Genomic DNA, 22,884 nt, shown 5'->3' on the forward strand with positions numbered 1-22,884 from the left:
GCTTGTCAAGGCATCTTTCCCGCCTTGACAAGCACCCCCAGACCGTCAGCACACTCAAGCTTCGGGGTGCCCCACGCAACCCCCAGCGATGTCGCCGCCAGGCGACGAGCATTCAAGCATCAAAATCAACAGTAACCCGCTCAGAAACCGGATGAGACTGGCAAGTCAACACAAACCCAGCCTCCACCTCAGCCTTCTCCAACGCGAAATTCCGCCGCATATCAACGGCCCCCTCAGTCACCCGAGCCCGGCAAGTCCCGCAAACCCCACCCTTGCAAGCAAACGGCAAGTCAGGCCGAAACCGCTGCGCCCCGTCCAACACCGAAGACTCACGCGGCAAATTCATGGTCGTAGACCGACCGTCAAGAACCAACGTCACCTCAGACGAAGCACCAGCCACAGCAGGATCAACATGCTTGACGGGCTCCGGCGGCACATCGTCCACATAAAACAGTTCCTGATGAATCCGCTCCCCAGGAACCTCCAGCGAACCAAGAAGATCCTGCGCCGAAGTCACCATCCCAAACGGCCCACAAAGCCAGAAGTGGTCAACATCTTCCACCGGCACGATCGACCCGAACAACGCACGAAGCTTGTCCGCATCCAACCGCCCAGTGAACAACTCAGCCTCACGAGGCTCCCGAGACAGGACGTGCACCAACTCCAACCGAGCCGGATACCGATCCTTCAAATCAGCAAGATCATCAGCGAACATCACCGTGTCAGTGCGACGGTTCCCATACAACACAGTCACCGAAGCATCCGGAGTAGCCAGCAACGAAGCCGCAATAGACAACACCGGCGTAATCCCAGACCCAGCAGCGATCAGCACATGATGCCCACCAGCAGCAAGATCCGGAGTGAACGACCCAGCAGGCGCGGAAACCTCGACAGTGTCCCCAGGCCGAACCTCATTGACCAGCCAAGACGAGAACACCCCATCCGGCACGAGACGCACGCCAACGCGCGGGCGCTCCCCGGCCGGAGCACAGATCGAGTACGAGCGGCGCTCGTCGCGGCCGTCCACCACCCGGCGCAGAGTAAGCGACTGCCCAGGCGCAAACGCATAAACCGACGCAAGCTCGGAAGGCACGTCAAAGGTAACGGCCACAGCGTCGTCGCAAAGCCGCTCAACCTCAGCCACCCGCAACGGATGGAACCCGGTACGACGGGAAACGGTGGCAGTCACTCAAATCTCCTTGACGTGTTCGAACGGCTCCCAGCAAGACCGGCACCGCCGCAACGCTTTGCACGCAGTAGCACTGAACCGAGATTGCTCCTCCGTATCCCAAGACCCACAGTGCGGACAAGCCACCCGCCGCACAGAAGGCCCCAGCGTCAACGGAATCGGCCCCGCAACCCGCTGAGGCGCGGACCCCGGCGGTGCAATCCCAGCCTCAGCGAGCTTCCGCCGCCCGTCCTCGCTGATCCAGTCCGAAGTCCAAGCCGGTTCCAGCACCGTACGGATCTCAACCGAGGTATACCCAGCGCCCCGCAACGCGTGCTCCAGGTCGTCGCGCATAGTGTCCATCGCCGGACACCCGGTATAAGTCGGCGTAATGGAAACCGTAACCCGACCGTCCTCTTCGGACACCTCGCGCAACACCCCGAGATCCGCGAGCGTCAGCATCGGCAACTCGGGATCAGTGACCGTAGAAGCCACCGCGACGGCGGTCACCACGACGCTCCAGGCATCGCCCGAGCCACACTCTGCAACTCGGCCAGCAGGAAGCCCATCTGTTCAGTGTGGACACCGTCACGGCCAGTACGCCCGGAAACCCCGGCGATAGCCCCGATCTCCGGCCTCTCCAAGGTCGCCGCGGCCAATGCCTGATCCACGACAGCATCGAACTCCGGCCGCAACGAGGCAGCATCCACGAACTCGACCGGATGCGTCGAGAACAACTCCTCGACGTACGGCCACACCGCGGTCAGCCCCTCGGCCATCCGCTCCCGCGACAACGGCGTCCCGTCGCCAAGACGCACCAGCCACTGCGCGGCATAATCCCGGTGATAGGCCAATTCCTTGACCCCCTTGGCCGCGATAGCCGCCAGCACCGGGTCCACACTGGACTCCAGCTGCTGGAACAACGCAAGCCGCCAAGTCGAGAACAAGAACAACTGCGCGATCAGGTGCCCGAAGTGCCCGCCGCCCAGCTCAGCCAGCCGAACGTTCCGGAACTCGTTCTCCGCGCGCAAGAACGCGAACGTGTCCTCAGACCGATCAGTGTCGTCGGCCTTGCCAGACCGAGCAAGCAACAACCGCGCCTGGCCAAGAAGATCGAGGCCGATGTTCGCGATCGCGACCTCGTCCTCCAGCTCCGGCGCGTTGCTGACCCACTCCTGCAAGCGATGCGAGAAGATCAACGCGTCATCGCCCAGCATCAGGCAATACGCGGCCAGCCGCGCACCGTCCACTCCGGACGGAACCGAAGTGTCCACACCGGACAGCGGGTCAGCGAATCCGGTGCCGAAGGCCCACCGGGCGTCGTTGTCCTCGGTGATGGCTTCGTAGACGTTGTCGAAAGACATCCCAGACCTCACATGTGGGGAACGTTGTCGGGAATGTCGTAGAATGTCGGGTGCCGGTACACCTTGTCCCCGCTGGGTGCGAAGAACGGGTCCTTCTCGTCCGGCGACGACGCGGTGATGTCCGAGGCGCGAACGACCCAGATCGACACACCTTCGTTGCGGCGCGTGTAGAGATCGCGCGCGTGGTGCAGCGCCATCTCGTCGTCCGCTGCGTGCAGCGAACCCACGTGCACGTGGTTCAGGCCCCGCTTGCCGCGGACGAAAACCTCGTACAACGGCCAGTCGTGCTTCATGCCGAAACCTCTTTCTTGGCCGCGTGCGCCGCCGCAGCTTCCCTAACCCAGGCACCGTTGTCGTGGGCGCGCCGCCGGTGGGCGATCCGGTCCGCGTTGCACGGGCCGTTGCCCTTGAGCACGTTCTTGAACTCGTCCCAGTCGACCGCACCGAAGTCGTAGTGTTCGCGCGAGGCGTTCCACTTCAGCTCCGGGTCCGGGAACGTCACGCCGAGCGCCTCAGCCTGCGGGACAGACATGTCGACAAAGCGCTGCCGCAGCTCGTCGTTGGTGTGCCGCTTGATCTTCCACGCCATCGACTGCGCGGTGTTCGGCGAATCCGCGTCCGGCGGGCCGAACATCATCAGCGACGGCCACCACCAGCGGTTCACCGCCTCCTGCACCATTTCCCGCTGCTGCTCGGTGCCGCGCATCATGGTCATCAGCAGCTCGTAACCCTGCCGCTGGTGGAAGGATTCTTCCTTGCAGATCCGGATCATCGCCCGCGCGTACGGCCCGTACGACGACCGGCACAGCGGCACCTGGTTGCAGATCGCGGCACCGTCCACCAGCCAGCCGATCACGCCGACGTCGGCGAAGGTCAGCGTCGGGTAGTTGAAGATCGACGAGTACTTCTGCCGGCCGGTGATGAGCTTGTCGGTGAGGTCCGCGCGGTCCGCGCCCAGCGTCGCCGCCGCGGAGTACAGGTACAGCCCGTGCCCGGCCTCGTCCTGCACCTTCGCGAGCAGGATCGCCTTGCGCCGCAACGAAGGCGCGCGGGTGATCCAGTTGCCCTCCGGCTGCATGCCGATGATCTCCGAATGCGCGTGCTGCGCGATCTGGCGGATCATCGTCTTGCGGTAGCCCTCGGGAATCCAGTCGCGCGGTTCGATGCGCTGGTCCCGTTCGATGGTGTGCTCGAACAGGGCTTCCAGTTCGGGCTCTGCCACAGCGGTCACGGCTGCTCCTTCGAGACAAGGGTGAGCACGTCGTACTTCGCGACCGAGTCGCCGTCCTGGTTGGTGACGTCGGCGTCCCAGCGGACTTCGCCGTACTCCTGGTCGATCCGCGGCGTGATCTGCTTGGCCGTCAAGGTGACCGTCAGCGCGTCGTCGACCTTCACCGGCGTGAGGAAGCGCAGGTTCTCCAGGCCGTAGTTCGCCAGCACCGGACCCGGCTCGGGCGATACGAACAGGCCCGCCGCGAACGAGACGACCAGGTAGCCGTGCGCCACGATGCCGCCGAACAGCGGGTTCGCCGCTGCCGCCGCTTCGTCGGTGTGCGCGTAGAAGGTGTCGCCGGTGAACTCGGCGAAGTGGTCGATGTCGGCGCGCGTGACGGTGCGCGGACCGGCCACCACCGAGTCGCCGACCTTCAGCTCGGCCAACGACTTCCGGAACGGATGGACGTCGTCCTCGGTCCGCGGACCGCCCTCGACCCACCGGCCGGTGACGGCGCCGAGCACCGTCGGGCTGCCCTGCACGGCCGTGCGCTGCATGTGGTGCAGCACGCCGCGGATACCGCCCATCTCCTCTCCGCCGCCCGCGCGACCGGGGCCGCCGTGGACCAGTTGCGGCATCGGCGAACCGTGCCCGGTGGACTCCTTCGCGTCTTCGCTGTCGAGCACGAGCAGCCGGCCGTGGTACGGCGCGACGCCCAGCACGATCTCGCGCGCGAACACCGGGTCACCGGTCACGACCGACCCGGCCAGGCTGCCGCCGCCGCGCGCCGCGAACTCGATGACCTGCTTGACCGAGGTGTACGGCATCAGCGTGGACACCGGGCCGAAAGCCTCGACCTCGTGCGGCTCCGCGCGCTCCGGGTCGGCCTTGAGCAGGATCGGCGAGATGAACGCGCCGGTCGCCTCGTCGCCGTCCACGACGTCGACGTGCTCCGGGTCGCCGAAGACGATGCTGCCCGCGTCGAGCAGCGCCTTAAGCGAACGGCGTACTTCCTCGCGCTGCTCCAGGCTGGCCAGCGCGCCCATCCGGACGCCCTCGGCGTTCGGGTTGCCGACGGTCACCTTCGCGAGCCGGGCGCTGACCGCTTCAGCGACGTCGTCCAGCATTTCCGCCGGGACGAACGCGCGGCGGATCGCGGTGCATTTCTGGCCCGCCTTCACCGTCATCTCGGTGGTCAGCTGCTTGACGAAGAGGTCGAACTCCGGCGTCGACGGCCGGGCGTCCGGGGCGAGGATCGAGCAGTTCAGCGAGTCGGCCTCGGCGTTGAAGCGCACCGAGTTCCGCACGATCGCCGGGTGCGCGCGTAGCTTCTGCGCGGTGGACGCGGAACCGGTGAACGACACCAGGTCCTGCGCCGTGACGTGGTCGAGCAGGTCGCCGACGCTGCCCGCGACGAACTGCACCGTGCCCTCGGGCAGGATGCCGGATTCGACGATCAGCTCGACGAGCCGCGCGGTGAGGTACGCGGTCTGGCTGGCCGGCTTGATCAGGCTCGGCACGCCGGCGAGGAACGCGGGCGCGAACTTCTCCAGCGGCCCCCACACCGGGAAGTTGAAGGCGTTGATCTGGACCGCGACGCCCTGCAGCGGCGTGGCGATGTGCTGCGCGACGAACGTGCCGCCGCGGCTCAGCGGCTCGACCGCGCCGTCGACGTACACGGTGTCGTTCGGCAGCTCGCGCTTGCCCTTCGAGCCGTAGCTGAACAGGACGCCGATGCCGCCGTCGATGTCGAACTTCGAGTCGCCAAGCGTCGCACCCGTGCGCGCCGACAGCGCGTACAGCTCTTCGCGGTACTCGCGCAGGTGCGAGGCGAGCGCCTTCAGCAGCGCGGCCCGCTGATGGAACGTCAGCTTCCGCAGCGCCGGACCGCCGACCGTGCGGCCGTAGTCGAGCGCGGCGGCGAAGTCGATCCCCTCCGACGAAATCCGGGCCACTTCCTCCCCGGTCGCCGCGTCGTGCAGCGGGGCGCCCTCGCCCGGCGCCGTGTGCCATCCCCCGGAGACGTAGCTGCGGAGCAGAACCATGCCGACCCTCTCGCCGAATTACCAACCGGACGTTCAGTAATTCGCAGGATAGCCGTTCTCCCCGCTGATCGGAACCCCCGCATTGCTTGACACCGCGCCAGGCGCGGCCTTTACTGGGCTCGCGCCGGGATTACCGGCCATTCGGTCAGTAAGTCACCGTCCCGGAGGCCTAGCTCGTGACCCGCAACGCCGCGCACGCCATGTTCGACACCGACGAGGCGTCCCGTGCGCTCGGCATCGAACTCGTCGAGGCGGCCGACGGCCGCGCGGTGGCCGCCATGAAGGTCACCGAGACGATGGTCAACGGCCACGACATCGCCCACGGCGGTTACGTGTTCCTGCTCGCCGACACCACTTTCGCCCTCGCCTGCAACACGTACGGCCCGGTCACCGTCGCCGCGGGCGCGGAGATCTCGTTCGTCGCCGCCGGAAAACTGGGCGACCACCTCGTCGCGACGGCCGCCGAGCGCACCCGCTACGGCCGCAACGGCATCTACGACGTCACGGTGCACCGGGAGACCCCCGGCGGGCCCGAGGTCGTCGCCGAATTCCGCGGCCGCAGCCGCGTCATCGAGAAGACCCGGGAAGCACAGTGACCCCCACCCTCGCCGAAAACGTCAGCGCCGACGAGCTGGCCGCGCTCCAGCTGGAACGGCTGCAGTGGACCCTGCGGCACGCGTACGAGAACGTCCCGCTGTACCGCAAGAAGTTCGCCGAGGCGGGCGTGCATCCCGACGACTGCCGCGAGCTGGGCGACCTGGCGAAGTTCCCCTTCACCACCAAGGCCGACCTGCGCGACAGCTACCCGTTCGGCATGTTCGCCGTGCCGCAGGACCAGATCCGCCGGCTGCACGCCTCCAGCGGCACCACCGGGAAGCCGACCGTCGTCGGCTACACCGAGGAAGACCTCGACACCTGGGCCACCGTGATGGCGCGCTCGATCCACGCCGCGGGCGGACGGCCGGGGCACAAGGTGCACGTGGCGTACGGCTACGGCCTGTTCACCGGCGGGCTCGGCGCGCACTACGGCGCGGAAAAGCTCGGCTGCACGGTGATTCCGGCGTCCGGCGGGATGACCGCGCGGCAGGTCCAGCTGATCACCGACTTCAAGCCGGAGATCATCATGATCACGCCGTCGTACATGCTGACGCTGCTCGACGAGTTCGAGCGCCAGGGCGTGGATCCGCGGGCCAGCTCGCTGAAGGTGGGCATTTTCGGCGCGGAGCCGTGGACCGAGCAGATGCGCTCCGAGATCGAAGAACGGTTCGCCCTCGACGCGGTCGACATCTACGGCCTGTCCGAGGTGATGGGCCCCGGTGTCGCGCAGGAATGCGCGGAAACCAAGGACGGCCTGCACATCTGGGAGGACCACTTCTTCCCCGAGGTGATCGACCCGTTCACCGACCAGGTGCTGCCCGAAGGCGAACGCGGCGAACTGCTGTTCACGTCGCTGACCAAACAGGCGCTGCCGATCATCCGCTACCGCACCCGCGACCTGACCCGCCTGCTGCCCGGCACCGCGCGTCCGGCGTTCCGCCGGATGGAGAAGGTGACCGGCCGCAGCGACGATCTGATTATTTTGCGCGGGGTCAACGTTTTCCCCACGCAGATCGAGGAAATCGTCCTGCGCACCGAGGGATTGAGCCCGCACTTCCAGCTGGTCCGCTCGACCCGCGGCCGTCTGGACCACCTCACCGTGCGCGTCGAAGCCCGCGCCGACACGACGGCCGAGGGTCGCTCTTCGGCGGCCTCTGCGGTGGCCGCCGGAGTGAAGGACGGCGTCGGCGTAAGCGTTTCGGTGGAGATCGTGGACCCGGACACGCTGGAGCGCTCGCTCGGCAAGATGCGCCGCGTACTGGACGAACGCTCGTGACGACCCCCGCCCGCCGCGGCCGGCCTGGCTACGACCTGGAGTCGCTGCTCCAGGTCGCGGTCAAGCTGTTCAACGACCGCGGTTACGACGGGACCAGCATGGAGGACCTGTCGCGCAAGCTCGGCATCACGAAATCCGCGATCTACCACCATGTGCCGAGCAAGGAAGAGCTGCTGCGGCTGGCGGTCGACCGGGCCTTGGACGGACTGTTCGAGGTCGCGGAGTCGACGGAAGCCCTTGACGGGCGCGCGATCGACCGCTTGGAGCATTTGGTGCGCGGAAGTGTACTGGTGCTGGCGGATCGGCTGCCGTTCGTGACGCTGCTGCTGCGGGTGCGGGGCAATACGAAGGCCGAGCGGGCGGCGTTGGCGCGGCGGCGCGAGTTCGATCATCTGGTGACGGATCTCGTGAAGCAGGCCGAGGCTGAAGGGGATGTTCGGCCGGATATCGACCCCGCGATCGCGGCACGGCTGCTGTTCGGCACGGTGAACTCGCTGATCGAGTGGTACCGGCCGCGGCGGGGGTCGTCGCCGGAGGAATTGGCGGACGCGGTGTGCAAGATGGCGTTCGACGGGTTGCGCGCCTAGCGGCTTATCTCCAGACAGCTTCGAAATCAGCGTCCGGAATCGCCCTCAGAAAGTCGGCCGCAGCGAATGCCTCGCCAGGTGCCAGCGCGCCCGAGCCGCGGTACCGGCCGTCCAGAAGCCGGACAGTGGCTTCGGCCAGGATCGGTGCGGTCGTCGCGTAGATGTCGCGCCCAGTCGCTGTGCCGCGACGAATCTCCGGGCCGACAGTGACCTCGACGGCGAAGCGTTGCGCCGAGCGTCCGTGCTCGTCGTGGGCTTGCGGCGCCGGGGTGTCCGGGTCGCGAAGGTCGTCGAGCGGGGCGGTGTTCAGCCAGGAGCGCAGGGTTCCCACCTCGAGATGCCGGTCGATCGTGACCACCTCGGAGAACGGAAGCTCCACAGTGGACTGTGCGCCGATCGGCTTCGGGAAGTCCCATGTGCCGGTCGCCGCCGGGTCGGAGAGCGGGGCGAGGGCGCCGTCGCGGATGACCAGCCTGGGCGCGGTGTTGCGGGCGCCGGTGATCCGGGTTCCCTCCGTGGGCCACCACCGGTCGAGTCCGATGGCGATCTCGACCTCGGCAGCGGACGTCTCCGGACCGAGCACGGCGGTCAGAAGCAGATCGGCCAGCCCGCCGTAGAACGCCATGGCGGGTATTACGACGGTCCCGGCCGCGCGGGCGGGCGCGTCGAGTTCGCGGTAGAGCTGCTGGACGGCGGGCTGTTCAGCGGTGACGTCGAGGTAGTGGGTGCCGGTCTCGACCGCTGCCGTCGCGAGCGGGAGGGCGGTGTCCAGGAACGGGCCAGCGCAGTTGATTACCACCGCGACATCCGTGAGGAGCGCCCGCAAACCGGGGCCGTCGTCGATGCTCGCCGCGCGCCGATCAAGATCCGTGACCTGCGCGAGACTGCGCCCCGCGACGATCGGCTGAAGACCGCGTCGCAGCAGCTCGGCGACCACGAACTTTCCGGTGTGGCCGCTGGCGCCGTAGACCAGGACCCGCTGGGAATCTGTCATAAGGCTGATTCTGGACACTCTCGCGCGCCGCTGGTGAGTGTCTGAAAGGACGAGTTGCGTACAGTATCGGACATGCCTCGACTGGTGCTCGTCCTGCACGAGCACGCGATGCTGTACGAGGTCGCGATCGCGGCGGAGGTCTTCGGCGTCGACCGTTCGGACCTCTCCCCCGGCGGCGACTGGTACGACGTTGTCGTGGCCTGCCCGGACCGGTCGCCGCGGCACTGGCTGCCGCATCTGCCCGCGATCGGCGTCTCGGAAATCGGTGCAGCCGCCGCAGATCTGATCGTGGTTCCCTCCACGGATTCGCCCGGCGAGGAGATCGATCCGGCGCTCGCGGCCGCGCTCCGGGAGGCGCACGCGAACGGGGTCCGGATCGCGGCCCTGTGCACCGGCTCGTTCGTCCTGGCCGAGGCCGGACTGCTGGACGGCCGGATCGCGACCACCCACTGGATGCACGCCGACGATCTGGCCCGCCGCTATCCGCGCGTGAAGGTGCGCTCCGACGTGCTCTACGTCGACGAGGGCGACATCCTCACTTCAGCAGGGAAGACAGCCGCCCTAGACCTGTGTCTGCACTTGGTCCGCCGCGACCTGGGTGCCGCGGTCGCCAACGACCTCGGCCGCCGCTTGGTCGTCCCGCCGCATCGGCACGGCGGGCAGGCGCAATTCGTGTCCCCGCCGCCATCCCCGGAAGGTTCCGCCCTGGCGCGCACCGCGGAATGGGCGCGGTCCCGGCTGGACCAACCGCTCACGGTCGCCGATCTCGCGCGCCATGCCGGTCTCAGCTCCCGGCAACTCGCTCGCCGGATGCGCGCCGAATTCGGTACCGCGCCGCTGAACTGGCTGCACCGACAACGCCTCGCCCGCGCACAGGAACTGCTCGAACGCACCGACTCCCCGGTCGAGCAGATCGCCGCGAGCTGCGGCATGGGCAGCGCCGCCACGCTTCGCCGCCACTTCCGCGACGCGCTCGGCGTCTCGCCCTCCGAATACCGCGCGACGTTCCGCCTGGCCTAAGGCAATTCCCTACGAGCCGGAGCGGGCATAGTCACCACAAACCCGGTACTCCGCCCCAAATCGTCCAGCAGCCAGCCCATCCGCTTCACCGTCCGCAGGATCAGCGCCGAATCCACCACCGACAGCGGCGCCAGATCCTGCTCCAGATGCTCCTGCATCCGCATCGACTCCTCGATCGAACGCATCCACGTGGTCACCAAAAGATTCGCCGGACCGGGCAAACTCGCCATCTGCCGCACAGTCGGGTTGGCCCGCAACCGATCCACGCACGTCGACACGTGCGCCACCGGGACCTGGCACCACCAGTTCACGACAATCGGCGACGGTGTCAGCCCCTGCGCGATCTCGCAGCGGAATGTCAGTGCATCGGCACTCAGCAGATGGCCTAGCTGACGCCGCACAGTCGACACGGGGCGTCCAGTGATCCGGGCAAGGTCGGCAGCACTACGCCGACCGTCCTCGCCCAGGGCAACGGTCAGCGGGGCATAAGGCTCTTCCCACGGCTGCAGCTTCGCCAGCCGCCCGCCGCTGATGGACGGTAGTTGCGACAGGGCCTGCACGCGCCGTCGGTCGAGCGCGCCTACGCGCCACGAACTGCCTTCGACGTGCAGCCGTGACGCCAGATGCGAGCGCGTGTTGAGCACCCCGGGGAGGCTGGGGATCGCGTCCAGCAGCAGGGCCGACAGATCGCGCAAGCCGAGGCCGAAGACGGTCAGCACGAGGCTGTACTCGCGGGAAGCCTCCTCGATGCTGGCCACCGAAGGCCACGTCGACAGCTCGCGGATCAGCTCGCGCACCTGGCCGCTCGCGCAGCGGATTTCCACGTACGCGGCCTGCACCTGATACAGCCCGGGCACGTGTGGATACGCCGTCACCCAGGCCGCTCCCCCGTCGCGCAGCCGCTCCCAGCGCCGCGCCAGCGTCACCGGGGAGGAGTCGAGTGCCGCGGCCAGTTGCGTCCAGGTGGCGCGGGGGCGCAGTTGCAGCGCGTGGATGAGCGAAAAGTCTTCCTCCTCCAGTGAGTCGATCATTGTTTCTTCTCCAGCGGGCCTATCTGCGAGCGATTCCGACAACTCTAACCCGATATCGGGCGTCAGTTCGCACACTCGACCACCAAGACGCCCGTTCCCCGACGAAGAGGAGCCGAGCCGGTGGACCTCCACGAAGACGCCCGCAGCCAGCAGGACGACCTGGCTCATCTGCGCCGCGACCTGCACCGCGAACCCGAGATCGGGCTCGACCTGCCGCGCACCCAGGAACGCGTGCTGCGCGAACTCGACGGGCTCGGCCTGGAGGTCTCCACCGGCACCGATACGACATCGGTGACCGCGGTGCTTCGCGGCGAGGGCTCGCGCCGGGATTCGGCTCAACCGCGCACGGTCCTGCTGCGCGCCGACATGGACGCGCTCCCGGTCCAGGAAGCGACGGGGCTCGACTTCGCCGCGACCAACGGCGCGATGCACGCGTGCGGCCACGACCTGCACACCACGTCGCTGGTCGGCGCGGCGCGGCTGCTGCACACCCACCGAGACCGGCTCAACGGCGATGTCGTCCTGATGTTCCAGCCCGGCGAAGAAGGCTGGGACGGCGCGGGCGTAATGCTGAAGGAAGGCGTGCTCGACGCCGCTGGCCGACGCGTCGACGCTGCGTACGGGCTGCACGTCTTCTCGTCGATGCTGCCCAGCGGTCAGTTCGCGAGCCGCCCCGGGACGCTGATGTCCGCTTCGCACAAGCTGCTCGTCACCGTGCACGGCGAAGGCGGCCACGGCTCAATGCCGCACCGCGCCAAAGACCCGATCTCCGCGGCGGCAGCGATGATCACCGCGCTGCAGACGATGATCACGCGGCGGCTGGACATCTTCGACCCGGCAGTGCTCACCGTCGGCGTCATCCGCGGCGGCACCAAGCGCAACGTCATCCCCGCGACCGCCGAGTTCGAGGCCACGGTCCGCTGCTTCTCCGACGACACCGCCGCCCTGCTGGACACCACCATCCGCGAGACCATCGACGGGGTCGCGCGGGCGAACGGCGTCACCGCGGACGTCGTGTTCGAGAACGAATATCCGGTGACCGTCACGGATGTCGATGAAACGGCGTTCGGCGCCGAGGTCGTCCGCGAGACGATCGGCGAGCAGTACTACACCGAATTGCCCAACCCGGTCGCCGGTTCCGAGGACTTCTCCCGCGTGCTCGCCGCGGTGCCGGGCACGTTCCTCGGCCTCGGCGCGCTGATGCCCGGTCTCGAACCGCACACCGCGCCCAACAACCACAGCCCGTACGCCGATTTCGACCCGTCCGTACTGTCCCGCGCCTCCACCGTCTACGCCGAGCTCGCCGTCCGCCGTCTCGACCGTTTCGCCGAAGGAGCACTGCGATGACTTCTGTGGTCCAAGACCGGCGCCGCACCCTCTTCGGGCTCGGCGCCGGCAACGCGATGGAATGGTTCGACTGGAACGTCTACGCCACGTTCGCGTCCTTCTTCGCCGCGCAGTTCTTCAACGCCCACAGCGCGGTTTCGGCTCTGCTGAGCACCCTGGCGGTGTTCGCGGTCGGGTTCGCCGCACGGCCGGTCGGCGGCTGGGTGTTCGGCTGGATCGCCGACCGAAAGGGCCGTCAGCTGGCGATGTCGCTGACCGTCGCGATCGCCGCCGCCGGCAGCCTGGTCATCGGCCTTTCCCCGACGTACGGCCAAATCGGCGTGTGGGCGTCGGTGATCCTCGTGGTCGCGCGGCTGGCCCAGGGCCTCGCGCACGGCGGCGAGCTGCCGTCCGCGCAGACCTACATCGCCGAGGTCGCTCCGCCGGCCCGCCGCGGGTTGTGGTCGAGTCTGATCTACTTCTCCGGCACCTGCGGCGTCCTCGTCGGCACGCTGCTGGGCGCGGTTCTCTCCGGCGTCCTGACGCACGAGCAGATGCTGTCCTACGGCTGGCGCATCCCGTTCATCCTCGGCGGCGTCTTTGGCATTTACTCGCTCTACGTGCGGCTGCGCATGCGAGAGACCGAGGTGTTCCAGGCCTCGAAGAAGGACGCGGCGAAGGAGAAGGGCCAGATCTGGCAGACGATCAAGCAGAACCCGAAGCTGCTCGCGCAGGTCGTCGGGCTGACGGTCGGCGCGACGGTCATCTATTACATGTGGGCCGTCGCCGCGCCGTCGTACGCGATCACCGTGCGCGGCGTCGCCCCGACTGGCGCGCTGTGGGCGGGCGTGTTCGCGAACGTCGTGTTCCTGATCGCCTTGCCGCTGTGGGGAATGCTGTCCGACCGCATCGGCCGCAAGCCGGTGCTGTTCATCGCGATCGCGGGCCTGCTCGTGCTGAGCTTCCCGCTGAACGCGATGGTCGGACACGAGGCGTGGCAGCTGTTCGTGGCGATGTCGATCGCACTGGTGTTCATGGCCGGGTTCTCCTCCATCGGCCCGGCGGTCTACGCGGAGATCTTCCCGACCCGCATCCGCGCGGTCGGCGTCGGCGTGCCGTACTCGATCGCGGTCGCGGCGTTCGGCGGCACGGCACCGTACTTGCAGACGCTGTTCGCCGGGAACGGACACCCGTCGCTGTTCATCATCTACGGGATCGTGCTCATGGTGATCAGCGCGCTGGTCGTGTTCACGCTTCCGGAGACCCGGGGCGTAGACCTGCGGGAGAAGGCGGAGACGGCCGACCGGGCGGTCACCGGATCAGGAGCGTAAAGCCGGGTAGGGCTTCAGCGTGATGGCGTTCGCCGAGCGCTGAAGCCCGCCCAGCATCCGTTGCCTGCCGGGCGGGCGTTTCCGGTTCGCGGTCACGTAGTCCCGCATCTCGTCGGCGTAGCGGCGAAAGCCGCCTGCGGTTCGTCCATAGTGGACAGTTCACCGGCGAGGACGTAGGCACCGACGACAGCCAGGCTGGTCCCCATGCCGAGCGAACCGCCGAAGGCCGAATCGCCGAGCAGGACCGTTCGTCCGCGGTGCCATTCCGTCAGCCGGACCTCCCCTGCTCGGGAGAAGTACAGGTCGTCCGTGAGTTGGTCCAGAAGAGCGGGAACCTCCCAGCCTGCTCCGGCGAACGCCTCCGTTACCACCGCCGCTGGGTTTGCTCGCGGCGAAATCGGTTCTGTCGAGGTGAAACCGATCAGGACCCGGCAGTCGCCGGAAGCGCCCAGCGGGTAAAGCATGACGACCCGGCCGCCGACGCCGTTGCCCGCGGGCAGGTTGTAGACGACCTCCCAGCCGTCGAGAGCGAGCCGCGTCCGAGCTGGGAAGTACCCGAGGTGATAGCCCAGATCGCGGACGGATTCCGGGCCGAACACCAGCGACCGGCCTGCGCCTGCTCCTAGACGGCCTCGAACGGCGGCTGGGAAAGCCGTGAGGGGAACCCTGAGGGAATCAGATTCCCTCAGGGTTCCCCTCACGTACTTCTCGACGCGGGTCAGGTGTCCGGTTGCGTCTCGCCCAGTTGCCACCACAGCGCCGCCCGCAGCTGTTCGATCAGCGCCTCGTCGTCCTCCTCGCTCGGCTCGGCTCCCAGCGGGATCCACCTCTCCCCCACCAGTTCGCCGTCGTCGTAGCTGCTGATCAGTATCCCCGGATACGACACCGTCAGCTCGTCCTCCGGGCAGCCGGTCGCGCACGGCCGGTCGTCCATCCGGACGTGCCGGTAGTGCAACCGCACCCCGACCCACCGGCCGGACGGCCGCGGCTGCTGGTCCGTGCCGTTCATCGCCCGCTCCCGCTCGCCCCACGTCCCCCGGCTGAAGGTCGCGGCCGGGGCGGCCGGAGTTACCGGCCGGTTGTTCCGGTTGGGTAACGGCATCCGGTGACAGCACCGCGCCGCGGTCCGCAACGTGTTGACAACGACCTCGCCCGGCGGCGAGGCTGGCGCGGTGAGCAGCGGACCCCGGCGGCGGCTGGATCCCGCCGAACGCCGGGCCGAGATCCTCGCCGCGGCCCGGCGGTGCTTCGGCGCGGGCAGCTACTCGTCGGTGTCCACTTCGGACATCGCGGCGGCAGCGGGAGTCGCCCGGCCGCTGATCAACCACTATTTCGGCGGCAAACGCGAGCTGTATCTCGAAGTGGTGCGGCAGATGACGATCGTGCCCGCCCCGGTCGTCGACGCCCTGCCCGACGGCCCGCCCCGGCTGCGGCTGGAGATCGGCATCGACCGGTGGATCGACGTCGTGGAACGCAACCGGGACGCCTGGCTCACCGTCATCGACGCGGCGCACGACCCGGAGGTCGAGCGGATTATGCGCGAGGCCGACGAGATCGCCGCCGACCGGGTGCTCGCCGCCGCGCTGCTGCCCGCGAACGGACATCCGCAGCTGCGGGCGATGATCCGCGCATACGGCGGGATGCTGCGCGCCGCGTCCCGGGAATGGCTGGTCCGCGGCACCCTCGATCGGGCCGAACTGCGCGCGTTTCTGGTGGAATCGCTGGTGCAGCTGCTGGAAACCACCTATCCGGCCGTGCTGGCGCAGCAAACCTCCGGAACAGGCACCACCGGCTGAACCGCCCGACGGAACGCGGGCAGGATCGTCACCACCGCGACCACGGCCATCGCGGCGCCGAGGACGATCGGCGCGCGCAGGCCGTACGGCTCGATCAGGCTGGCGCCGACGGACGAGCCGAGCATGACCCCGAGCGTGATGAACGACGAGTGCACCGTGTTGACCAGCGGACTGGTGTTCCCCGCCCGCTGCACCCGCACCGCCATCGCGGGGTTCATCGTCACGCCAGCCAGGCCGATCGCGAGCATGAACACCAGCGCCGCCGCGGGCACATCCGTGAACAGTGCGAAGCCGGTGAGGAAGAAGGCGTTGAGGAGCGTGCCGACCGCGAGCGTAGACACGGTGTGCCGGTCAGCGAGCCTGCCGACGATGCTGTTGCCGACGACCGTCGCCGCACCGTAGCCGAGTAGCAGCAGCGGGACCGTGTCCGGCGAGAATCCGCTGACTTGGGTCAGGATCGGTGTGAAGAAGCTGAACGCGGAAAACGTCGCGCCGATAATCAGCGTGCTGGAGACCAGCGCGAGAATCAGCTTCGGACGGCGGAAAACGCGCAGGTCCACGGTTTCCCGGTGGTGAACCGGCCCGGCATCGCGCACTTGGAACTGAGTCAGCAGCGCGGCCAGCACGGTCAGCAGGGTGATCGTCCAGAACGCCGCTCGCCAGCCGAAATGTCCGCCCGCGAAGGTCGCCAGCGGCAGTCCCAGCAGGGTGCCGAGCATCAGGCCGTTCATCGCGACGCCGATCGCCCGGCCGCGCACGCGTTCGCCGACCAGTTGCCCGCACAGGGAAATCGCGATGCCGAAGAAGGCTTGCGACGCAACACCGCTGATCACGCGCGCGACCACCATCACCGAGTACGTCGCCGCGAGCGCGGCCAGCACGTTGCCAGCCAAGAACACGGCGAAGATGACCATCAGTGCGGTTTTCGGCCGGACGCGCAGCAACACCAGCGTCAGCACCGGGCCGCCGACTGCCATCGCGACGGCGAAGACCGTGATGAGGTAGCCGATCTGCGCGACGTCGACACCGAGTCCGGCGGCGAGCTGCGGCATCAGCCCGGCGACGGCGAATTCGCTGGTGACCATGGCGAAAATGCCTGCCGCCAGTACGTAGACCGCGGACGGCACTCGGGTCACGGACATGAGAATCCCTTTCCTGTAACGATCGGTTCAAAACTCGGCCGGCATGAAGCCGGAAGGGCGTGGCTACGGGCGAAGCGCCCGGGTGGCGGCCTGGACGATGTCGGCCAGCCGGGCCAGCGGCGCGCCGCCTTGAGCGGAGATCCGCAGCCCGGCGACGCTGGCGTTCACATACGCGGCCAAGCCTTCCGCGGGAACCCCAGCGGTGACTTCGCCAGCTGCCTGACCTGCGCGCAATAGATCAGTCAGCAAGCGCAGCCGGGCATCGGTGTCGCGGGCGACCTGCTCCAGAAACTCCGCATTCTCGGTGTCGCCAGCCAGTTCGGCGACGGAATTGACCGCGAGACATCCGCTCGGCGCGCCGGTGCTCGACCGCTCGGCTTCTTCGAGGACCACCTTCGTCAGATAAGCCTCGATTCGCGCCACCGGGTCGCCCTTTTTGGCGATCACCTCGGCGGTGGCCTGCGCGGTGGTGTCGAGATAGCGGCCGAGGCATTCCGCGAACAGCGCGCCCTTGCTGCCGAAGGTGTTGTACAGACTGCTGCGGCCCAGACCGGTTGCCTGGCACAGCTCTTCGGCACTGGTCGCGTGAAAGCCCCGCCGCCAGAACAGCTCAGTGGCGGCGGTGAGCACTTGTTCGCGATCGAAGGTGCGGGGGCGAGCCATGCGGGTAGCCTACGGCATTGTGTAACGAAGTGTCCATAACGGCTAGCGGTTGCGGCGGGCGTACGCGGCGGGCGTCGTACCAGTCCAGCGCTTGAACGCGTAGATGAAGCTCGACGCCTCTGCATAGCCCAAGCGCAAAGCGACGTCATCGACCGACAACACACCGGTGTCGAGCATCTCCTCGGCGAGCGTCTGGCGGACCTCATCGAGCAGCTGGCGGTAGCCGGTGCCCGCCTCGGTCAACCGACGTCGCAGGGTTCGCGCGCTGAGCGTGAGCTGACGGGCGATCTCGTCCATCCCGGCATCCGCGCCGCCCAGCCGCACCAGCCGTTCCCGCACCAGCTGCGGGACTCCCGATCGCGTGCGGCGACGGGCGACGAGGGCATCGCACTGCGCGGCACACAACGCGACGGTTTGCTCGTTGGCCTGCGGCAACGGAAGGTTCAACAGCTCGGGATCAAGGATGACCTGATGCTCGGCCGACCCGAAAATCGGGCTCACCCCGAACGCGGTCCGATACGCGTCCACAAAGGACGAAGAAGGGAACCGGAACTCCAGCCTCTCCAGGGAGATCTCCGGCAAGAGGTCCCGCATGACGGTGCAGATCGCGGACAGGTCGCGCAGCGCGAGGAATCGCGCGACGTCTTCGGGGACCCGCGAATCGTCCAGCACCAGACGGAGTCCGGCGGCGTCCAGCTCGACGTGCGGAATGCAGAAGGTGAACGACAAATCCAGGTATCGCAAGGCGAACACCATCGCGTCGCGCATCGTCGGGCTGCTGATGCAGGCGAAGCCGAAGATGCCGAACGTGGTCGCCCGATACCGGCAGCCGAGGCTGAGCGCGACGTCGTCGCCCGACCCGACCGTCGACAGCAACGCGCGCACGACGGCCAGTTCCTGCCGGGCGTCGAGCTGCCGGTCCGGCGCGCGCAATTCCTCGACGGCCACCCCAGGCAGCGTGACGCCGTGTTCCTCGGCGAACCGGTCCATGAGCAGCACACTCGCCGTGCCGCGCGGGTAGTCCCAGTCGCGGATGGCGGGTGCGGCTAGCTCGGCCATGGCCGGAATTATGGATCAACCGGCCGCCCGCGTGCCGATCGAGGGCCAAAACTGTCCGGGTTGCTCGTTAAGCTCCCGCCGTGCACCTTTCCCACCGCCTCCTCAACCGCGCGACCCTCGACCGGCAGCTGCTCCTGAAGCCCGCCAAAATGCCGGTTCTCGACGCCGTCGCGCACCTCGCCGGGCTGCAAGCGCAAGCGCCGTTCCCGCCGTATTACGCGCTGTGGTGCCGGCTGCAAGGCTTCCAGCCGGACGACCTCGCGAGCCTGCTGCTCGACCGCAGCGTGGTGCGGATGGTGCTGATGCGCGGCACGGTGCACCTCGTCCCCGCCGCCGACGCGCTCGCCTGGCGGCCACTGGTCCAGATCGTCATGGACCGCGCCCTGACGGCGGCCAACCAGCACCGGGAACCGCTGTCGAAGCTCGATCACGACGCCGTGGCGAAAACGACCAGCGAACTGCTGCGCGAGCGGCCGCATTCGAGCGACCAGCTCGGCAAAGCGCTGGTCGAGCATTATCCGGAGACTCCGGCCGCGTCGCTGATGTTCCTGGTCCGCGCCATCCTGCCGCTCGTCCAGATCCCGCCGCGCGGCGTGTGGGGCAAGGCCGGGCAGCCGACGTACCAGGTGGCGGACCACTGGCTCGACGGCGTCGCCGCGCCCGAGCCGTCCGCTGCCGAGCTGGTCCGCCGCTATCTCGCCGCGTTCGGTCCGGCGACGGTCGCGGACGTGCAGGCTTGGGCGGGCGTCACGAAGCTCGGCGAGGTGATCGAGGAGATGGACCTGCGCACCTATCTCGATCCCGAAGGCCGCACGCTCTACGACCTGCCGGACGCCACGCTGCCCGACGAGGACACGCCCGCGCCGCCGCGGCTGCTGGGTCCGTTCGATCAGACACTGCTGTCCTACGCCGACCGCACGCGGATGATCAGCGACGAGCACCGCAAACGCGTGATCACCATCAACGGCCTGGTCAAAGGCACCCTGCTGGTCGACGGCCGGGTCCGCGGAATCTGGGAAACGACGACCACGCGCGAGTCGGCGACGCTCGTCCTCACCCCCTTCGAACGGCTCACAAAGCGCGACACCTCCGCACTGGAGAGTGCCGGAAGGAAGCTCCTCGCGTGGGCCGAGCCCGGCAAGACACACGAGGTCGTGAGTGGCGATCCCGGTTAGAACCGTGATCGCCGCTCACGACGTCCGCTGGCCGGAATTCTCGATCGAGTGGCCGTTCGTGCCCTTCCGCACCGGCGGCCGCCTGCGTAGCTTCGGGCTATGGACGACACCCCATCCGTGCTGATCGTGGGCACCGGGTTCGGCGGAATCGGTGCCGCGATCGAGCTGAAGCGCGCCGGTTTCCCGAACGTCACGATCCTGGAGCGGGCGGCCGAACCGGGCGGCGTATGGCGCGAGAACACCTACCCCGGCGCGGCCTGCGACATCCCGTCGCCGCTGTACTCGTTCTCCTTCGAACCCAATCCGGACTGGCCGAAGCGGTACGCGATGCAGCCGGACATCCACGCCTATCTCAAGCGCGTGATCGCGAAGTACGGCATCGAACCGCACATCCGCTACGGGCGCGAGGTCACCTCCGCGACCTACGAGGACGGCCGCTGGCGGGTCGAGACCGCGCAAGGCGAAACCTTCGAGGCGGATGTCTTCGTACCCGCTGTCGGACAGCTCTCCCGGCCAGCCTGGCCGTCGATCCCCGGCCGCGAGACCTTCGCCGGCGCGGCGTTCCATTCCGCTGAGTGGAACCATGAAATCCCGTTGGCGGGCAAGCGGATCGCGGTGATCGGCACCGGCGCGAGCGCGATCCAGTTCGTGCCGGAGATCCGCAAGGAAGCCGCGCACGTCACCGTCTTCCAGCGCACGCCGCCGTACATCATGGGCAAGAACGACGGCCGCTACAAAGCCTGGCAGAAGCGGCTTTTCCGCCGTCTGCCGAAGACGCAGCTGTTCGGTCGCGCGCGGATCTTCCTGCTCGCCGAGTACGCGACCTACGGCATGACGCGATATCCGTTGCTGACCAAGGTCTTCGAACTCCGCACCGCTCAGCTGCGCCGCCGTCATCTCAAGGACCGCACGCTGCGCCGCCGCGTGAAGCCGGACTATCCGTTGGGCTGCAAGCGGATCTTGTTCACCAACGACTACCTGCCCGCGCTCGCGCAGCCGAACGTCTCTGTCGAAACGACCTCGATTAAGGAAATCACTCCGCGCGGAATACGCACGGCGGACGGCGTGGAGCACGAGGTCGACGTGCTGATCTACGGCACCGGGTTCAAGGCGACGGAATTCCTCGGCCCGATGAAGGTGCTCGGCCGCGACGGCCGGTCGCTGTCCGAGGCGTGGCGCGGCGGCGCGCGGGCGTACCTCGGCATGACAGTGCCGGGATTCCCGAACCTGTTCTGCGTCTACGGCCCCAACACCAACCTCGGCGCGGGCTCGATCATCTACATGATCGAGCGGCAAGCGCGCTACCTCCGCCAGGCCGTCGAACACCTCGCCCGGCCGGACGTGGCGTCGCTGGAGGTGCGCGCCGAAGTCGAGGAACGCTACGACCGCGAGGTGCAAGCGCGGCTTTCGCACAGCGTCTGGAGCGGTTGCACAAGCTGGTACCGGCAGGAAAACGGCCGGGTGAGCACCAACTGGCCCGGGCTGGTCACCGAATACGACCGCCGGACCAGGGCACTCGACCCGGCCGACTACCTGGTGCGTTCGATCAGGGCAGGTTCTTCAGGCCCGCGCTGACCGTGTTGGCGAAGGAGTAGCCGTTCGACGCGTCCCAGTTGATGGACCAGGTCATCGCGCCGCGGAACTCCGGATACGTCGCCGACGGCTTGAACGAAGCGCAGCCGGTGCCCTTGGCCATGCAGTTCATCGCCGACACCACGTTCGACGGCGACTGGTACCCGCCGCCCGCGGCCGAGCCCGAGGACGGCAGCCCGAACGCGACCTGGTCGGCCCGCAGGCCGCCCTGCAGCTGGATGCACGAGAGCGCGGTGAGGAAGTCGACCGTGCCCTGGGAGTAGACGTTCCCGTTGCAGCCGTTCATCGCACCCGAGTTGTAGTACTGCATGTTGACGACGGTGAGGATGTCCTTGACGTTCAGCGCCAGCTGGAAGTAGCCGCCCTGGGTGGACTGCATGTCGATCGTCTGCGGCGCCATGGTGATCACCGAGCCGCCGCCGTCGTGGATGCTGCGCAGCGCCTGTCCCATGTAGGTGGCGTTGATGCCGTTCTCCAGGTCGATGTCGACGCCGTCGAAGCCGTAGGTGGAGATCAGCTGCTTCACCGAGTTGGCGAAGTTGCTCGCCGAGGAGCTGTCGCCGACGCTGATCGTGCCCTTCTCGCCGCCGACCGAGATGATCACCTTCTGGCCGCGCGCCTGCACGGTCTTGATGTCTTCGCGGAACTGCGCGTCGGTGTAGCCGCCGAGCTTCGACGACAGGGCCGGGTCGAGCGTGAAGCTCACCGCGCCGGGCGTCGTGGTGGCGTCGGCGAAGGCGATCGCGATGACGTTGTACGTCGTGGGCACGTCAGCCAGCTTCAGCGTCTTCGCGCCGTTGTCGAAGTTCTGCCAGTAGCCGGTGAGGATGTGCTTCGGCAGGTCGCCGTTGTGCGGCGGCGTGCTGGTCGTGGTGGTCGTCGTCGGCGAGGTCGGGGTCGTCGGCGCGGTGGAGGTCGTGGGGCTCGTGGACGTCGTGGGCGGGGTGCCCGGGCCGTCGAGGTTGACGTCGTCGGCGAGGTAGGCGGGCTGGCCGTACCAGCCGTGCAGGTACACCGTGAGGCTCGTGGACGAGCCGGTGGTGAAGCTCAGGCTGAGCTGCTGCCAGCCGGTCGCGCCGGGCGTCCAGGTGTTCTGCGTGGCAGAGCCGGAGACACCGAGGTAGACGTAGCTGCCCTGAACCCACGCGGACAGCTTGTACGCGGTGTTGGGCTGCACCGTGACCTGCTGGGAGCACTGCCCGGTGTCGGAACCAGAGGGTGCCGCGCTCAGCGAGTGGCTCCCGTCGTGGGCCTGGGTCGAGACGACCGACGCGGTGCCACTGCAGGTCCAGCCGGAGAGCGAGCCGCTCTCGAAGCCGGGGTTGGCGAGGATGTTCGCGGCCGACGCGCTGGTGGTGCCGAGGGCGAGCGTGACGCCGAGCGCGAGCGCGACCGAGGCCAGCAGGGACACCAGGGCAGGCAGCCGCCGGGGGGACGGGTGTGGGGACACGGGCAGACCTCCGCACGACAGTGAGCCAGGTCACCTCAAAATGGACTAGACCAA

At 68.0% G+C, this 22,884-nt stretch carries 23 protein-coding genes; 9 read left to right on the forward strand and 14 right to left on the reverse strand.

The features are described 5' to 3' along the window. Nucleotides 1-112 precede the first annotated feature (112 nt). From paaE to paaZ, 6 genes are read right to left on the reverse strand one after another with little or no spacing between them, the layout of a single operon-like run. Complete coding sequence (gene paaE / locus ACWDNU_RS32125; protein WP_449671634.1) at nt 113-1,189, reverse strand: 1,2-phenylacetyl-CoA epoxidase subunit PaaE; 1,077 nt, start codon at nt 1,187-1,189, stop codon at nt 113-115. Beyond that, nucleotides 1,190-1,681 (reverse strand): 1,2-phenylacetyl-CoA epoxidase subunit PaaD, encoded by a 492-nt coding sequence (gene paaD, locus ACWDNU_RS32130; protein WP_449671635.1) that lies wholly within the window; start codon nt 1,679-1,681, stop codon nt 1,190-1,192. Then, nucleotides 1,675-2,532 (reverse strand): 1,2-phenylacetyl-CoA epoxidase subunit PaaC, encoded by an 858-nt coding sequence (gene paaC / locus ACWDNU_RS32135; RefSeq protein ID WP_449671636.1) that lies wholly within the window; start codon nt 2,530-2,532, stop codon nt 1,675-1,677. The genes paaD and paaC overlap by 7 nt, the downstream gene beginning before the upstream one ends. Nucleotides 2,533-2,540: 8 nt before the next feature. Further along, entirely contained in the window at nt 2,541-2,825 is a 285-nt protein-coding gene (gene paaB, locus ACWDNU_RS32140; protein WP_009073848.1) for a 1,2-phenylacetyl-CoA epoxidase subunit PaaB, read from the reverse strand. Continuing rightward, a complete protein-coding gene (gene paaA / locus ACWDNU_RS32145) occupies nt 2,822-3,763 on the reverse strand; it encodes a 1,2-phenylacetyl-CoA epoxidase subunit PaaA (protein ID WP_370939753.1) in 942 nt (313 codons plus the stop codon). The genes paaB and paaA overlap by 4 nt, the downstream gene beginning before the upstream one ends. Further along, on the reverse strand, nt 3,760-5,790 hold the full coding sequence (gene paaZ / locus ACWDNU_RS32150) for a phenylacetic acid degradation bifunctional protein PaaZ (RefSeq protein WP_449671637.1): 2,031 nt from the start codon (nt 5,788-5,790) through the stop codon (nt 3,760-3,762). The genes paaA and paaZ overlap by 4 nt, the downstream gene beginning before the upstream one ends. Before the next feature lie 200 nt (nt 5,791-5,990). Between paaZ and paaI the strand changes: the two genes are divergently transcribed. From paaI to ACWDNU_RS32165, 3 genes are read left to right on the forward strand one after another with little or no spacing between them, the layout of a single operon-like run. After that, nucleotides 5,991-6,386, forward strand: coding sequence for a hydroxyphenylacetyl-CoA thioesterase PaaI (paaI, locus tag ACWDNU_RS32155; protein WP_449671659.1), 396 nt, complete (start codon nt 5,991-5,993; stop codon nt 6,384-6,386). After that, on the forward strand, nt 6,383-7,663 hold the full coding sequence (gene paaK / locus ACWDNU_RS32160) for a phenylacetate--CoA ligase PaaK (RefSeq protein WP_449671638.1): 1,281 nt from the start codon (nt 6,383-6,385) through the stop codon (nt 7,661-7,663). The genes paaI and paaK overlap by 4 nt, the downstream gene beginning before the upstream one ends. Beyond that, nucleotides 7,660-8,250, forward strand: coding sequence for a TetR/AcrR family transcriptional regulator (locus tag ACWDNU_RS32165; protein WP_370939757.1), 591 nt, complete (start codon nt 7,660-7,662; stop codon nt 8,248-8,250). Before paaK ends, ACWDNU_RS32165 begins: the two co-directional genes overlap by 4 nt. Before the next feature lie 4 nt (nt 8,251-8,254). Here ACWDNU_RS32165 and ACWDNU_RS32170 read toward each other — a convergent pair whose 3' ends face one another. Continuing rightward, complete coding sequence (locus tag ACWDNU_RS32170) at nt 8,255-9,244, reverse strand: saccharopine dehydrogenase family protein (protein ID WP_449671639.1); 990 nt, start codon at nt 9,242-9,244, stop codon at nt 8,255-8,257. Between the two features lie 72 nt (nt 9,245-9,316). On the opposite strand from ACWDNU_RS32170, the gene ACWDNU_RS32175 reads away from it, so the two are divergent. Further along, entirely contained in the window at nt 9,317-10,264 is a 948-nt protein-coding gene (locus ACWDNU_RS32175; protein WP_449671640.1) for a GlxA family transcriptional regulator, read from the forward strand. Here ACWDNU_RS32175 and ACWDNU_RS32180 read toward each other — a convergent pair. After that, nucleotides 10,261-11,295, reverse strand: coding sequence for an Lrp/AsnC ligand binding domain-containing protein (locus ACWDNU_RS32180; RefSeq protein WP_449671641.1), 1,035 nt, complete (start codon nt 11,293-11,295; stop codon nt 10,261-10,263). The genes ACWDNU_RS32175 and ACWDNU_RS32180 overlap by 4 nt on opposite strands. Before the next feature lie 120 nt (nt 11,296-11,415). On the opposite strand from ACWDNU_RS32180, the gene ACWDNU_RS32185 reads away from it, so the two are divergent. Beyond that, entirely contained in the window at nt 11,416-12,642 is a 1,227-nt protein-coding gene (locus ACWDNU_RS32185; protein WP_449671642.1) for a M20 metallopeptidase family protein, read from the forward strand. Next, a complete protein-coding gene (locus ACWDNU_RS32190) occupies nt 12,639-13,952 on the forward strand; it encodes an MFS transporter (RefSeq protein ID WP_449671643.1) in 1,314 nt (437 codons plus the stop codon). Before ACWDNU_RS32185 ends, ACWDNU_RS32190 begins: the two co-directional genes overlap by 4 nt. Before the next feature lie 92 nt (nt 13,953-14,044). On the opposite strand, the gene ACWDNU_RS32195 is transcribed toward ACWDNU_RS32190, so the two are convergent. Together ACWDNU_RS32195 and ACWDNU_RS32200 are read right to left on the reverse strand one after the other, a co-directional pair. Beyond that, the gene (locus tag ACWDNU_RS32195) at nt 14,045-14,551 is read right to left on the reverse strand and encodes a hypothetical protein (RefSeq protein ID WP_449671644.1); all 507 of its coding nucleotides are present in this window, start codon (nt 14,549-14,551) and stop codon (nt 14,045-14,047) included. Between the two features lie 119 nt (nt 14,552-14,670). Continuing rightward, entirely contained in the window at nt 14,671-15,054 is a 384-nt protein-coding gene (locus tag ACWDNU_RS32200; protein WP_370939767.1) for a hypothetical protein, read from the reverse strand. 70 nt (nt 15,055-15,124) lie between these two features. On the opposite strand from ACWDNU_RS32200, the gene ACWDNU_RS32205 reads away from it, so the two are divergent. Then, the gene (locus ACWDNU_RS32205) at nt 15,125-15,748 is read left to right on the forward strand and encodes a TetR/AcrR family transcriptional regulator (RefSeq protein WP_449671645.1); all 624 of its coding nucleotides are present in this window, start codon (nt 15,125-15,127) and stop codon (nt 15,746-15,748) included. Here the strand turns inward: ACWDNU_RS32205 and ACWDNU_RS32210 are convergent. The 3 genes from ACWDNU_RS32210 to ACWDNU_RS32220 form a co-directional block, all read right to left on the reverse strand. Further along, a complete protein-coding gene (locus ACWDNU_RS32210; RefSeq protein WP_449671646.1) occupies nt 15,697-16,890 on the reverse strand; it encodes an MFS transporter in 1,194 nt (397 codons plus the stop codon). The genes ACWDNU_RS32205 and ACWDNU_RS32210 overlap by 52 nt on opposite strands. A 63-nt stretch (nt 16,891-16,953) precedes the next feature. After that, nucleotides 16,954-17,553 (reverse strand): TetR/AcrR family transcriptional regulator, encoded by a 600-nt coding sequence (locus ACWDNU_RS32215; protein WP_370939770.1) that lies wholly within the window; start codon nt 17,551-17,553, stop codon nt 16,954-16,956. 42 nt (nt 17,554-17,595) lie between these two features. Next, nucleotides 17,596-18,612 carry an AraC family transcriptional regulator ligand-binding domain-containing protein gene (locus ACWDNU_RS32220; protein WP_449671647.1) on the reverse strand — a complete coding sequence of 339 codons (1,017 nt, stop codon included), beginning with the start codon at nt 18,610-18,612 and terminating at the stop codon, nt 17,596-17,598. A gap of 80 nt (nt 18,613-18,692) precedes the next feature. Between ACWDNU_RS32220 and ACWDNU_RS32225 the strand changes: the two genes are divergently transcribed. Next, on the forward strand, nt 18,693-19,787 hold the full coding sequence (locus ACWDNU_RS32225; protein ID WP_449671648.1) for a winged helix DNA-binding domain-containing protein: 1,095 nt from the start codon (nt 18,693-18,695) through the stop codon (nt 19,785-19,787). 99 nt (nt 19,788-19,886) lie between these two features. After that, nucleotides 19,887-21,362: a flavin-containing monooxygenase gene (locus ACWDNU_RS32230; protein WP_449671649.1), complete on the forward strand. Its 1,476-nt coding sequence runs from the start codon at nt 19,887-19,889 to the stop codon at nt 21,360-21,362. Here the strand turns inward: ACWDNU_RS32230 and ACWDNU_RS32235 are convergent. Then, the gene (locus ACWDNU_RS32235) at nt 21,334-22,830 is read right to left on the reverse strand and encodes a chitinase (protein WP_449671650.1); all 1,497 of its coding nucleotides are present in this window, start codon (nt 22,828-22,830) and stop codon (nt 21,334-21,336) included. The two genes, ACWDNU_RS32230 and ACWDNU_RS32235, sit on opposite strands and share 29 nt — an antisense overlap. Nucleotides 22,831-22,884 lie beyond the last annotated feature (54 nt).

The organism is Amycolatopsis sp. NPDC003676 (genome assembly GCF_053587275.1).

Bases quoted from the DNA above. Each gene is read 5' to 3' on its own strand.
- paaC (WP_449671636.1), bottom strand. From the start codon at position 2,532: ATGTCTTTCGACAACGTCTACGAAGCCATCACCGAGGACAACGACGCC.
- paaB (WP_009073848.1), bottom strand. From the start codon at position 2,825: ATGAAGCACGACTGGCCGTTGTACGAGGTTTTCGTCCGCGGCAAGCGG.
- paaZ (WP_449671637.1), bottom strand. From the start codon at position 5,790: ATGGTTCTGCTCCGCAGCTACGTCTCCGGGGGATGGCACACGGCGCCG.
- paaI (WP_449671659.1), top strand. From the start codon at position 5,991: ATGTTCGACACCGACGAGGCGTCCCGTGCGCTCGGCATCGAACTCGTC.
- ACWDNU_RS32170 (WP_449671639.1), bottom strand. From the start codon at position 9,244: ATGACAGATTCCCAGCGGGTCCTGGTCTACGGCGCCAGCGGCCACACC.
- ACWDNU_RS32175 (WP_449671640.1), top strand. From the start codon at position 9,317: ATGCCTCGACTGGTGCTCGTCCTGCACGAGCACGCGATGCTGTACGAG.
- ACWDNU_RS32180 (WP_449671641.1), bottom strand. From the start codon at position 11,295: ATGATCGACTCACTGGAGGAGGAAGACTTTTCGCTCATCCACGCGCTG.
- ACWDNU_RS32190 (WP_449671643.1), top strand. From the start codon at position 12,639: ATGACTTCTGTGGTCCAAGACCGGCGCCGCACCCTCTTCGGGCTCGGC.
- ACWDNU_RS32200 (WP_370939767.1), bottom strand. From the start codon at position 15,054: ATGCCGTTACCCAACCGGAACAACCGGCCGGTAACTCCGGCCGCCCCG.
- ACWDNU_RS32210 (WP_449671646.1), bottom strand. From the start codon at position 16,890: ATGTCCGTGACCCGAGTGCCGTCCGCGGTCTACGTACTGGCGGCAGGC.
- ACWDNU_RS32215 (WP_370939770.1), bottom strand. From the start codon at position 17,553: ATGGCTCGCCCCCGCACCTTCGATCGCGAACAAGTGCTCACCGCCGCC.
- ACWDNU_RS32220 (WP_449671647.1), bottom strand. From the start codon at position 18,612: ATGGCCGAGCTAGCCGCACCCGCCATCCGCGACTGGGACTACCCGCGC.
- ACWDNU_RS32230 (WP_449671649.1), top strand. From the start codon at position 19,887: ATGGACGACACCCCATCCGTGCTGATCGTGGGCACCGGGTTCGGCGGA.